Consider the following 12514-nt stretch of genomic DNA (forward strand, 5'->3'; position numbering starts at 1 on the left):
CGGGTGCATCCTGATCATGGTACGTCGTTGTTTCGGCGATGCCAGAGGTGAAGCGGGTTCGGTGACGATCAATACGTCACCGGGCGCGGCGGATCGCCGCCAACTGGCCGCGTGGGTGCTGCGCGAGGTGATGCCGCACGAACCGGGCATCCGCGCTTGGCTGCGGCAGCGTGGGCAGTCGGCCGACGATATCGACGATCTGATCCAGGAAGGATATGCGAAGCTCGCGGGCGTGACGGCCTTTGCGCAAATCGCTCAACCCGGCGGCTATTTCTTCCAGATCGTGCGCAACCTGATGATAGACTCGATCCGGCGCGCACGCGTGGTCCGGATCGACACCGTGGAGCATCTCGCCGACCACGGCAGCCTCAACGACGACGTCACGCCGGAGCGCATCGCCGCCGTCCGCAATGAACTTTCCTGGGTGATGCGCGCGCTGGAAACCTTGCCGGAACGCTGCCGCGCCATCTTTACGTTGCGCAAGATCGACGGCCTGTCGCAAAAGGAAATCGCCGCGCGCATGGGCGTGAGCGAGAGCATTGTGGAGAATGATGCCGCCAAGGGCCTGACGTTGCTGATGCGGGCAATGCGGCGAGATATCGAGCCATCTTCGAGGAGCCCGAGATGACCGATCGGCCCAGCGCCGCCGAGATAGAGCAAGCGGCCGCCACATGGGTGGTGCGTCTCGACTCCGGCGAATGCACCGAAATGGATCGTAACGACTTCGAGCGATGGCTGGCCAGCGACAGCCGGTGTCGCGGCGCCTTGCTGCAAGCGGATGCGGCGTGGCTGGCACTGGACGGCTTGGCCGGGGTCGAACACGCCGGACAGGACCGGGCGGGACAGCACGACGAAGCCCCCGCCCGGCTTCGCGGTAGCCGGCGCGGTGTATTGATCGCGATCGCCGGGGCAATGGCCGCCTCGGCAGCGGGGCTGTTCGTGATCGGCCAGCGCGACGACGAATATGAAACGACCGTCGGCGAGGTTCGGCGCGTGCCGCTGGCCGATCGCTCCACCATGGCCATCAATACCGCTAGCCGGATCGCCGTGGCGTACACCGCCACCCGCCGGAGCGTCACCATCGACCGCGGCGAGGCGTGGTTCCGGGTCACGAAGGATCCGGCCAAGCCGTTCGTCGTGGCCGCTGGTCGTGTCCGCGTCGAAGCCGTGGGCACTGCCTTCTCGGTCCGGCGCCGGGATGAGGGGGCGGACGTCATGGTGACGGAGGGCACGGTTCGCGTCTGGGTCGAGGGAAATGCCGCTGACGCCGTACAGCTTACCGCCGGAGGCGCGCTCTTCGTATCGGACGCCGCCCCCATGCGCCGGGAAGCGGTCGTCGCCCCGACGATCGAGCGCAGGCTTGCATGGCGGTCGGGCAAGATAGATCTGGAGGGCGAAACGCTGGCGGAGGCGGTGGCCGAGTTCAACCGCTACAGCGCCGTTCCGATCGTCGTGCGCGAACCGCAGATAGCCGAAAAACGTCTGTACGGCGTGTTCCGGCTCGACGATCCGGCCGGTTTCGCCCGTACCGCGGCGGTGACGCTAGGTGTCAGGGCCTGGACGCAGGATGGCACGATCGTGATCGCCGAGCGACGCTGACGCCTGCCGACGTTGTGAAGCCGTAGCAGCAATCGATTCGAGGAGTGGGATTTGTGATGTCGAGCGCCGCTGGGATGATAGATCTGGGCGACGCAGGCGTACTCACGCCCGGGCGTTGGCGATGGCTACGTGCGATCGTCTGGATGATGGCGTTGTTCGCCGTGGAGGCGATCCTGCTGTTTCAAAAGCTGCCGCTGCCTGCTTCCTATGAACCCATCGCCTGGGTGGTGCTGACGGTCGCCGGATACGGCGTCTACGCGGTTTCGGTGCGCTACGGGGAGCGCAGGACTCCAACCGAGATCGCGCTCCGGCCGGTGCCGGCCGAGTTGCTGATCGGCCTGGCGATCGGGGCCGGGATGTTCACATTGGTTTTCGCGACCTTGCGTCTGACCGGCGCTTATACGCTGGCGCCGGGGACTTGGAACGACTGGCCAACCGATATGCTCAGCGCACTGCGCACGGGCCTGGCCGAGGAACTGCTGCTGCGGCTCGTGGTGTTCAGGTTGCTGATGCGCGTGGCGGGATTGTGGCCGGCCCTGGCGGTCTCGGCCACGCTGTTCGGGGCGATGCATCTCGCTAATCCTCATTCGACCTTCGTCGCCGCAATCGCGATCGCGGTGGAGGCCGGGCTGATGCTCGCCGCTTTCTATCTGTTGACCGGGCGCATCTGGATGGCAGTCGGCGTTCACGTCTCGTGGAACTTCAGCGAAGGCCCGCTTTTCGGCGCGCGCGTTTCCGGCGGGACCGAAGCGGGCAGCGCTTTCGTCAGCGGTCCGGTCGCGGGCAGCCCGGATTGGTTGAGCGGCGGTGCTTTCGGCCCGGAAGCGTCGTTGCCGGCGGTCATCGCCGGCATCGCGCTCTTCGCGCTGGTCCTACGCGCGGCGCTGCAGCGCCATCGGAAGGCGGGTACGAGTTCTTTCCATTTCAACGAATGAATCGCATTACCAGACCGTGGGGATCAAACAACTTGCGAGGGCTGGTACACGCTCGAACGACGCACGCTTCCGTCGGGCACCTGCTTCCCACCCCTCGTGCGACGAAGCGCCACAAGCATTGTCGCGCGCTTCTAACATGTGATAGTTCGGTTGAAAATTCAGTTACAGCGAAGTGTCAGCTTCCAACATGATCGACGACGCAGAAGGCAGACTGGCCGCTTTGGTGCAACGGCAACGTGCACGGCTGGCGCGATTCTTCGGCCAGCATGCGCCCGACAAGTCGGAAGTGCCGGACCTTGTGCAGGACGTCTTCCTGAAGCTTACCAGAACCGAAATGCCGGAAGCCTTTGAAAACGAGGCAAGCTACGTTATAAGCGTCGCACGGTCGGTGCTGACCGACCATCATCGAAGGCGGCGGGTCCGGTATGCCGGAGAACATGGCGAGATGGTCGACGATATCGTCGACATGGGCCCTCCGATCGACCATGTGCTGGATAATCGGGCGATGGCGCAGCGAGTGCGCGCCGCGCTGCTCGACCTGCCGGAGCGGACCCGCGACGTGTTCGCGTTGAAAACCTTGCAGGGAATGAGAATGGCCGACGTCGCGGACGCGCTGAACGTGTCGCTGAGCACGGCCGAGAAGCATCATGCGCGCGCACTGGCGCATTTGGCCGCGCGGCTTATTGATTACCGCCGATGAACAGCGATGACCTGACCGAAGCGGGCATCTGGTTCACGCGCCTGGATACGCCGGTTTCTGACGTCGGCGGGAAGGATCGCGGCGACTTCCGCTCATGGTATCGGTACAGTGCGGAACATCGCCGCGCTTTTGCCGCGGTGGCCGCCACCGGCGTCGTGATCGCGGATCTGGCGGACGAACCCCTCCTGGTCGGGATCGCGCAATCCGCGCTGGCTCGTGCGCGCGCGCGACGTCGCCGCGCGCGATTGGCCGTCACCGGCATTGTCGGAGCGCTTGTGATGGTGCCGGTGGCGGCCCTGACCCTTCGCCACTGGCAGGCCCCCGCAACGAGCACGACCCCGCCCGTGCCCGTGCGGGTCGTGGAAACCGGCGTGGGCGAACGACGTGAGGTGGCCCTGGACGGGAACGTCCGCATCGTGCTGGACACCAAAAGTCGCGTGATCATCTCCGGTGGCGCGGTCACGATCGCCGGTCAGGCATATGCCACGGCGGGTACGCGACCGGCGCAAGTACGCCTGCCCGACGGAATGACCCTCTCCACCCAGGGGGCCGTCAACATCCGGATCGACGACAAAGGGGCGACCGTGCTGGCGGAGGGCGCACCGGCGACGGTGCGCAGCGCCGCCTCGACGATCATGCTGGCCCCCGATCACGTCCTGACGATCAAAGCTGGACGCACCAGCATCGCGCGTGCCGCTGACCCGGCCGCGATCACCGGCTGGCGTAGCGGTTGGCTTTTCTTCGACGACACACCGCTGCGCGAGGCCGCGGCGGAGATCAATCGCTACCGGGGCACCCCGATCCGACTGCTGCGTGGCTCAGGCGCGTTGCGGATCAGCGGATCGTTCCGGATCGACGATACCGGGGCGTTTCTGCGTGCGGTGGGACAAACGCTTCCTGCAACAGTCAACGTCGGTCCTGACGGGACCACCATCGCGATCGCACGCGGTCGCCAAAAATAAATTAGTCGGAGTATTACGGGTTTTCGGCTGGCGTGCGTCTCTATGCATACAGCCGGCTCGATCACGAACCAGAGCCTGGCATGGAGCGGAGAGGGTGATACGCCGAATGGGGAGGGTGATCGGCATGACGGGTCTCGTGACCCTGGCGATGCCCGCAGCCGCCCGGCCACAAGCGCCGCAGCGTGCCGCGATCAGCATTGAGCGCGTCGATCTCGCCCGTGCGCTAAGGCTATTTTCCAGGCAGACCGGCCGTCAGGTGGCCGCGCCGGCCCATCTGCTGCGCGCTCGCAAGGCGACGGCTGTCGTTGGCCGGGCCACGCCCGAAGCGGCGCTGTCGCGGCTGCTGGAGGGTACAGGCCTCTCCTTTCGCACCGTCGATGGCGGTTTCGTCATTACCGCGCCGGTTCCGGTGATCGCGTCGCGCGCGGACACGCCTGACCGGGATGTCGCTCCCGCGCCGATGTCCGACGTTGTCGTCGTCGGCACCCGATTGGACAGTGGCGAGGCCGTCGATATCCGGCGGCGCGCGCTGCAATCCATCAACATCCTGACTGACGACGACATCCGGCGCTTCCCCGATACATCGCTGGCCGATGTAGCGCGTCGCATCCCCGGCGTGCAGTTGTCGGTGCGGTCCGGCGGCGGGATCGTCACCGTTCGTGGTCTCAGCCAGGTCGAGGAGCGGCTGAACGGGCGAAACCTGTCCAGCACGACATTTCGGGGCTTCGACATCGCAGCGCTCCCCGCCGATATCGTCAGCGGGATGGACATCTACAAAACGCCGTCGGCCAGCCAGATCGAAGGCGGCATCGGCGGCGTCATCGATTTCCACACGCGCCGCCCGTTCGACGGCCCCGCCCGTACGGGCATGCTTACCGTCAAGTCTGCGCACGGCAATCTCGATGATCGCATTCGCCCCTATGTCTCGGGCCATGTCGGTGCGCACGCAGATGTGGGGGCGGGAAAAATCGGGCTGCTGGTCGGCGGCAGCCATCAGGGTCATGATATCGGCGGCGACATTTTCCGCATCGAGACCAACGCTGGGCAGGCGACGCCACAGGGTGATATGGTCGACGCACCCGCTGAGGCTACGAAACGCTATCTGCGCGGCACCAAGACGTTGACCACCGGTTACGCCGCCGCGCAATGGCGGCCGTCCGACGCGGTCGAACTTACCGCCGATCTGCTGGTCAACCGCAGCGATCTGGACTTCGCCAACGTCTCGCTGACCGCCGGGCTGGCGAGCGGCGTGATAGGTAGGACGATTGCCGGTGATCGCGAGGGCGATCCGGTGCGTCGGGGGACGTGGGCCGACGTTCCGCTCACGTCGGCCACGAACCACGGGATCGGGCATTTCGACGCACGCCAATACGGGCTTAACGCGCGGGTCAACCAGGGTGCACTGACAGTCATTGTCGACGGCGCCCTGACCCGCACCGGCTTCCATTACGGCACGGCAGAACTGTCTCTGCGCGCGAAGGCGTCGCTTTTGTCATACGATAAGACGGGCGGGATCCCGTACTTCACGGTGGCGGGCGTCGATCCGGAACGGCCGGCGTCGTGGCGACCGGCCAGCTATGACGACGTGCGCGTCGCCAACGACAATGAAGAGGCAGCGGGCAGGGTCGACGCGATCTACACCGGCACAGGCCCAATCCGGACGGTGAAGGTCGGGCTGCGGCTGACGCAGCGACGCGTGACACAAAGGCTGGCGGTCGCGAGCGCCTATGCAGCGGACGGCGCATCGTTTTCGGTTCCGGTCGGTCCCAGTGGGTCGCGATTGTTTTCCGACCGCTATCCGCAGCCGATATGGAACGCGCCGGCACCGGGTTCGCTGATTCCGGGCCGCGTCGAACGTACGCGAGCGTCGTTCGACCTCGCTCCAATCGTCACAAGACTGGACTATGACGGTGCCGAGACGATCGCCAATGCCTATGCGGAGGCGGGCTTCGACCTGATGCTCGGTGCGATCCCCGTGCAGGGAGACGTCGGCATCCGTTATGCCGAAACCCGCGTTGCGATGCAGCGGCAGGACGGCTCCGGCGCGACGCCGGTCCGTTACGGTCACTGGCTGCCCAGCCTGAACCTGCGCGCGGAACTGGCCTCGGCCACCTACCTCCGCCTCGGCTGGTCGCGCCAGATCACGCGTCCATCCTTCGCGCAACTCGCCCCCACGACCACGATCGATTTCGTCAATGCGGTCGGGGAGGCGGGCAACCCGGTGCTGCGCCCGCTGGCAGCGACGCAATATGACGTGGTGCTGGATCGTTATTTCGGTCGCCGGGGCAATGCTTACCTCGCCGGCTTCTACAAGAGTGTCTCCGGCTTCATCCGGATGCAGGCGTTGCCCGAGGAGATCCAGGGCCGAACGCTGCTGATCAACCGGCCGATCAATGCCGACGACGGCTGGATCGGCGGGATCGAGGCTGGCTACGTCTACCGCCTGACGTTCCTGCCGGGTGCATGGGCCGGACTGGGCGTACAGGCAAGCTACACGCGGGTCGCCAGCTTCCGGGTGGACAATGGTGCCGGATATCGTGTGCCGCTGGAGCAGCTGTCGCGCGACAACCACGCGCTGTCGGCCACTTACGACCGCGATGGCGTGACCGCCGATCTGACCTGGGTGTGGCGCAGCCGCATTGTGGAGCTGTCGCGCGGCGACGTGGCGGGGCGGCCATTGTACCGCGATCCCTACGGACAGCTCGATGCGAACCTTTCGGTCGCACTGACGCCGCGGTTCGATGCGGTGGCGGGCGTCGTCAACGCGCTGCGACGGCGCAGCGCGGAATATTTCGGGGACGTCCGCCGTCTGCATCAGGTTTTCGTCGAAAGCCGGCGATTTCTGGTCGGGGTGACCTATCGGACGGGGGGGCCATGAACAGCGGGCACGATCCCGCCGGCTGAGCCGCCGACGTTCCGGAAACCGATCACCACACATCAAGAAACGACCCGGCACAATCGCGTGTCCGGGAGGGGGGAAGTATTATGTCGAAAATGAACCGCAACGACTGGCTCTACAGCGGCTTGTTGCTGCCGATCATCGCGGCCTGCGCCAGCACCGGCGCGGCGGCGCAGACGTCGACGACGATCGACGCTGCAGCGAACCCGGCCACCGCCGCCGAAGCGACCAGCACGACCGCCACCGCTCAGTCCGCTGTCACGCAGGATCCATCCATCGCTGACGTCGTCGTCACCGGGCAGCGTCTCGGCTTCAGCACGACCAGCCAGATCAAGCGTGATGCGCCGCAGTCGGTCAGCGTGCTGACGACCAGCGATCTGCGCAACATCCCGGACACCATCCTGATCGATATCGTCCGGCGCGTGCCGGGGCTTCAGGTGTCGCAGGGCGGTGGCGGCGGCATCGTGTCGATTCGCGGCCTCAGCCAGACCGAGAACCGTCTGAACGGTCGCAACTTCCCGAGCGGCATCGGGCGCAACTTCGACGTCGCCACGTTGCCTGGCGACCTTGTGTCGGGCCTGGCCGTCTACAAGACGCCGACCGCCGACCAGATCGAGGGCGGCATCGGCGGCATCATCGATTTCCGCACCCGTCGCCCGTTCGATTTCGACGGTTTTGCGGGCGCGTTCACGCTGAAGGGCGTCCACACGAACCTTGATGACAAGATCGATCCGATCGCCTCGGGGTATCTCTCCAATCGCTGGGAAACCGGCATCGGCGACGTCGGCATCCTGATCGGCGGCAGCTTCCAGCGTCAGCGCAACGCGCTCGACCTGCTCACCACCAACGGCAATGCGTTGCAGACCAACGCCGGCGGCACGAACGTCGATGCGCCGACCGCGGTCTACAAGCGTTACTTCTTCAACGACAAGGAACTGTCGACCGGCTACGGCTCCTTGCAGTACCGGCCGAGCCCGGAGCTCGAGATGGTCGTCGACGTGCTTTACAACAGCACGAGCAACCTGGGCGGGTTGAAGAACCTGAGCGTCGATCTGCAGAAGGGCACGCCGACCGGCGCGTTTGCGGTTCATCCGAACAGCAACGCCTTCCGTTCCGGCAACTACCGCGACGTGCCGCTCGAATCCGGGCTGGACGTGTTCGGTGGCAAGCTGGACGCGTTGCAGGCGGCGTACAACGCCACCTACAAGAAGGACCAGGCGACCATCAGCTTCGACGCGGCCTATACGCGTTCGACCAACAATGCGCCGGGCGGCGGCATCGGCATGCGCACCACCGCGCCCACGGTCGCCTACAATGCCGACGTGCTGTATCCGTCGTTCAACGTCGGCGGCGTCGATCAGACCAACCCGGCCGCCTATGCGTTCAGCAACTTCAGCGAGTATTTCAACCGCGACAAGAGCGACGACCTCGCGCTGCGGCTCGACGCGACCTATGATTTCGGGGGTACGTTGCGCTCGGTCCAGTTCGGCGTCCGGTACGATCACCGCAAGATCGAACACAGCGGTGGCGCGCGTGGCGGTGCTCTGGCCGCGAATGCGGTCGTCAGCAGCGTGCCGGCGAGCGGCATTATCGTGCAGACCGACAACAACCTGTACGAGGGCACGCCGGTCACCCAGCGCCAGTGGGCGAGCTTCGACAAGCGCACGCTGTCGACCTACATCGGTTCGACCCGTCAGCTGTTCGGCACCTCGGGTGCGGTTCCCGAGGATCCCGCATCGGCCTATGACGGCGCGGAAAAGGTCATCTCGGCCTACGGCATGGCCAGCTTCGCGGTGCCGATCCTGGGCATTCCCGTCGATGGCAATGTCGGCGTCCGCGTAACGCAGACCGATTACGCGCTGACGGGCACGACCGCGAACCGGACCACCGTCGGCGGGGTGACCACCACCGTGCTGACGCCGGATACGAACGGCAGCAAGTACGTCGACGTCCTGCCAAGCGCCAATATGCGCCTGACGCTGGCGGACGACCTGTTCCTGCGGCTGAGCTATTCCAAGCAGCTCACCCGTCCGGGCTTCGGTCAGCTGGCGCCGGTCACGGTGCTCAACTTCCAGGACCGGATCGGGTCGTCGGGCAACCCGGCGCTCAAGCCGCTGCGCGCCGATCAGCTCGACGCCTCGCTGGAATATTACTTCGGCAAGGATAACAGCGTCTACGTCGCGTCCTTCTACAAGGACGTCGCCGGCTTCATCCGCAACGAAACGACCGCGGCGGCGGTGTCCGGGTTCCAGATCACCCGGCCGACCAATGCCAGCAACGGTTACGTCGCGGGTGCCGAGGTCGGTTACCGACAGAACTTCGCCTTCCTTCCGGGCGCGCTGTCGGGTCTGGGTGTGCAGGGCAGCTACACCTATGTCGAGGGTAGCCGTACGCCCAACGCCGCCGGCTATGTCGTGCCGTACGAGCAGATCACGCGCCACAACTACCAGCTGTCGGGCTTCTACCGGAAGTTCGGGATCAGCGCGAACGTCAATTGGGTGTGGCGCAGCCGCCTGCTGGAGGCGACCAGCAACGATCCGCGGGGCCGGCCTGATTACCGCACCCCGTTCGGGCAGCTCGACGCGAACCTGATCTACGAAGTGTCGCCGCGCGTGAACCTGATCGTCAGCGGGGTGAACCTCACCCAGTCGCTGATCCGGCGCGCTTTCCAGGATGACCGCTTCTTCGCGCAGAACGCGCTGGAAAATCGCCGCATCCTGGCCGGCTTCCAGATCAAGCTGGGCGGCGGCATCTGACGACCGTAGCCGCCCCGGCCACCCGGCCGGGGCGGCACTACTATACGAACATCGGAGTTGAGGATGATCGACGACACGGCCTTTTCCCGCCGAACGCTCCTGATCGGCGCCGCGGCGACATCGCTCGCCACGGTGCCGGCAGCCGCCACGCAACGCACCGCCACGGCCAATCCCGCCGGCCTACGGCTCCTCACTTCGATCGACGGCATCAACACTCCGCCGCGCGGCGGGGGCGTGATGAAGTTCAGCTTCGCCAATCCCGAACCGTCGATCGACTTCGCCGGGCTGATATTCGGGTTCGAGATCATCACCTTCGAAAACAATTACGGCATCGATCCCGCGCTGGTGAGCGTGGAGCGCGGGGAAGGCACGCTGCGGCTGACGGCCAGTGGCCTGACCTGGGCCGGTGGACAGCAGCGCCGACCGGGTCGCCTTGTCGCGACGATGACCCGCGGCGGCGACGGCGCGATCGAATGGGCGGTCACCGCGCAGATGGATGTCCCGATCAAGGCGGTGAAGACCGTGGTGCGCGGGTTGCCGCGCGGACGGTTGTCGATGGCCGCCGAACATTGGGACGACATCGGCGAGAACGAGCGCGTCTACGAATATCCCATGCTGACGGGCGGCATGGCGACTCCGTTCATGGCGGTCGAGGGCAAGGCGGGCAAGGTCTGGGGCATTTCCGCGCTCCAGACGGAAGTTCGCCCGGCGCGCTTTGCCTTCCTGCCCGGTCCGGATGGGTTCAAGACCGAATTGCTTTCCGAACAGGCGGGGTGGGATCGCCGAAACGCCGTGGAGACGTGCCGCTGGCGGATCGCGGCGGATGCCGACATCACCGCGGCGGCACGACGGCATTTCGCCACGGTCGAAAAGAACTGGAGCATCCCGGACTTCGCCACGCGCCAGGATGCACCGGCGTGGATGAAGCAACTCGCCTGTGTTGTCGCGCTGCATGGCGAGCATTGGACCGGTTACGTTTTCAACGATTTCGCGCGACAGCTCGAGATCCTGCGCTGGATCGCGCGTCAGATCGATCCGGCGTCCGTCATGGTGTTCCTGCCGGGTTGGGATGCGCGCTATTACTGGGACTATCCGGCGTTCACGCCCGGATCGCGCCCGGGCGGCGACGCTGGCCTGACCCGGCTGATCCGCGAGGCACGCAAGCTCGGCTTCCGCGTCGCGCTGATGTTCGGCTCTAACGTCGCCAACCCTGCGTCGCCGGCCTTCGCACCTGTCGCCGACGCGCGGCTGCTCGACGTGTACGGCTCGCAATTCCCGGCGAATTATGTCGACTGGGACGGCGACCGGAAGGGCGACGGGTCGATGGTCTTCATGAACCTGGGGGTCGACAGCTGGCGGCGCCACCTGACCGGTCGGATCGCCGACATGCTCGACCGCACCGGCGCCGACGCGTATTTCCTCGATATCTGCGGCCTCTGGGAAAACAACACGCAGGGCGACATGATGGTCGGCACCCGCACGATGGTTTCGGAACTGGCGCAGCGCCATCCTGGCGTGGGCGTGGTTGCAGAGATGCAATATGATGCGCAGATGGGGTTCATCCCGATGAACCATGTGCCACGTTATTCCCTCTACCCGCAGGCGAGCGACGACAAGGTCGCGTCCTTCAATCATCTGAGCTGGCCAGCCCCGGGACACGGATCGACCGGCGTCCACGAATACGGGTTCAACACCTATCGGCCGGTCACGATCGATCAGCGGCAGATCCCGACCATCACGTTCGTCGACGATAGCTTCACCGATCAGCGTGCCGCCATAATGCGCGATCTCGCGACCGCGCGGGCGCGTCACGCCAAACGGAACGGGCGGACATGATCCAACCGGATGGCGAGCCGACCGGCGCGTCTGCGCGCGCGCGGGCGAGCGGGAGCGAGGCGGACCATTCGGCTGAGCCGGAGGCGCGCGGTTCGGGGCGGCGGCTGCGGGGCGCGATCGCCTATCGTCTGGGCACCGCGATCCTATCCGGCGAACACGGGCCCGGTGACGTCCTGCCCAGCGAGACGGAGGGGGCGGATGCGTTGCAGGTCTCCCGCACCGCCTATCGCGAGGCGATCCGCACGCTTGCGGCCAAGGGTCTGATCGAAAGCCGGCCACGCGCGGGCACGACGGTGCTGCCGCGGCATCGCTGGAACATGCTCGATCCCGATGTGCTGGTGTGGACCTTCTCGGGGCAACCGGACATGACGGTCGTGCGCAGCCTGTTCGAACTGCGCGCGATGGTGGAGCCGCAAGCGGCTGCGATTGCCGCTGAACGTCGCAGCCGCACCGATATCAAGGCGATCCGCGATGCGCTGGCCGCGATGGCGCGGCACGGGCTGGACCATGCCGCCGGGCAGGCGGCCGATTGCGCCTTCCACGACGCGATCCTTCGCGCCACCGGCAACGATTATCTGACGGTCCTGTCGAGCAGCATCGGCACCGCGGTGACGATGACGACGCAGTTCAAGCAACGTTCGCGCGCGCTGCCGCGCGATCCCATCCCGGGCCATCGCCGCGTCTTCGATGCGATCGTCGCGCAGGATGCCGTGGCGGCGGCCGCGGCGATGCGCGCGCTGGTCGATCAGGCGCTCGAAGACACGAGGCAGGCAATGGAGTGACGGTCGCAGCCCTGCACGGGGCAGCCGATCGCAACCAACGATCAC

At 66.0% G+C, this 12514-nt stretch carries 9 protein-coding genes and 1 pseudogene; all 10 read left to right on the forward strand.

The annotated features are described in order from the left end of the window. Positions 1-115 precede the first annotated feature (115 nt). The 10 genes and pseudogenes from ASE95_RS14920 to ASE95_RS14960 all read left to right on the forward strand — a co-directional run bounded on the left by ASE95_RS14920 (position 116) and on the right by ASE95_RS14960 (position 12469). Positions 116-628 carry an RNA polymerase sigma factor gene (locus ASE95_RS14920; RefSeq protein WP_162234700.1) on the forward strand — a complete coding sequence of 171 codons (513 nt, stop codon included), beginning with the start codon at positions 116-118 and terminating at the stop codon, positions 626-628. Continuing rightward, positions 625-741 (forward strand): annotated as a pseudogene (locus tag ASE95_RS18595) (FecR/PupR family sigma factor regulator); the annotation flags it as partial. The gene ASE95_RS14920 and the pseudogene ASE95_RS18595, both read left to right, overlap by 4 nt. Before the next feature lie 150 nt (positions 742-891). Beyond that, the gene (locus ASE95_RS14925; protein WP_235528343.1) at positions 892-1599 is read left to right on the forward strand and encodes a FecR family protein; all 708 of its coding nucleotides are present in this window, start codon (positions 892-894) and stop codon (positions 1597-1599) included. A 143-nt stretch (positions 1600-1742) separates the two neighbouring features. Then, positions 1743-2534 (forward strand): CPBP family intramembrane glutamic endopeptidase, encoded by a 792-nt coding sequence (locus tag ASE95_RS14930; protein ID WP_235528344.1) that lies wholly within the window; start codon positions 1743-1745, stop codon positions 2532-2534. A gap of 187 nt (positions 2535-2721) precedes the next feature. After that, a complete protein-coding gene (locus tag ASE95_RS14935; protein WP_056637984.1) occupies positions 2722-3234 on the forward strand; it encodes an RNA polymerase sigma factor in 513 nt (170 codons plus the stop codon). After that, positions 3231-4196 (forward strand): FecR family protein, encoded by a 966-nt coding sequence (locus tag ASE95_RS14940; RefSeq protein ID WP_056637986.1) that lies wholly within the window; start codon positions 3231-3233, stop codon positions 4194-4196. Before ASE95_RS14935 ends, ASE95_RS14940 begins: the two co-directional genes overlap by 4 nt. A gap of 124 nt (positions 4197-4320) precedes the next feature. Further along, positions 4321-7074: a TonB-dependent receptor gene (locus ASE95_RS14945; RefSeq protein WP_056637989.1), complete on the forward strand. Its 2754-nt coding sequence runs from the start codon at positions 4321-4323 to the stop codon at positions 7072-7074. A 107-nt stretch (positions 7075-7181) separates the two neighbouring features. After that, positions 7182-9851: a TonB-dependent receptor gene (locus ASE95_RS14950; RefSeq protein WP_082450174.1), complete on the forward strand. Its 2670-nt coding sequence runs from the start codon at positions 7182-7184 to the stop codon at positions 9849-9851. Between the two features lie 63 nt (positions 9852-9914). Continuing rightward, on the forward strand, positions 9915-11687 hold the full coding sequence (locus tag ASE95_RS14955) for a hypothetical protein (protein WP_056637995.1): 1773 nt from the start codon (positions 9915-9917) through the stop codon (positions 11685-11687). Continuing rightward, positions 11684-12469 (forward strand): FadR/GntR family transcriptional regulator, encoded by a 786-nt coding sequence (locus ASE95_RS14960; RefSeq protein ID WP_056637998.1) that lies wholly within the window; start codon positions 11684-11686, stop codon positions 12467-12469. The genes ASE95_RS14955 and ASE95_RS14960 overlap by 4 nt, the downstream gene beginning before the upstream one ends. Positions 12470-12514: the final 45 nt, after the last annotated feature.

Source organism: Sphingomonas sp. Leaf231 (genome assembly GCF_001421995.1).
GTDB lineage: Bacteria > Pseudomonadota > Alphaproteobacteria > Sphingomonadales > Sphingomonadaceae > Sphingomonas.

Excerpts from the sequence above, each read along its gene's own strand:
- ASE95_RS14930 (WP_235528344.1), top strand. The coding sequence starts at position 1,743 with ATGATGGCGTTGTTCGCCGTGGAGGCGATCCTGCTGTTTCAAAAGCTG.
- ASE95_RS14950 (WP_082450174.1), top strand. The coding sequence starts at position 7,182 with ATGTCGAAAATGAACCGCAACGACTGGCTCTACAGCGGCTTGTTGCTG.
- ASE95_RS14935 (WP_056637984.1), top strand. The coding sequence starts at position 2,722 with ATGATCGACGACGCAGAAGGCAGACTGGCCGCTTTGGTGCAACGGCAA.
- ASE95_RS14955 (WP_056637995.1), top strand. The coding sequence starts at position 9,915 with ATGATCGACGACACGGCCTTTTCCCGCCGAACGCTCCTGATCGGCGCC.
- ASE95_RS14940 (WP_056637986.1), top strand. The coding sequence starts at position 3,231 with ATGAACAGCGATGACCTGACCGAAGCGGGCATCTGGTTCACGCGCCTG.
- ASE95_RS14960 (WP_056637998.1), top strand. The coding sequence starts at position 11,684 with ATGATCCAACCGGATGGCGAGCCGACCGGCGCGTCTGCGCGCGCGCGG.
- ASE95_RS14945 (WP_056637989.1), top strand. The coding sequence starts at position 4,321 with ATGACGGGTCTCGTGACCCTGGCGATGCCCGCAGCCGCCCGGCCACAA.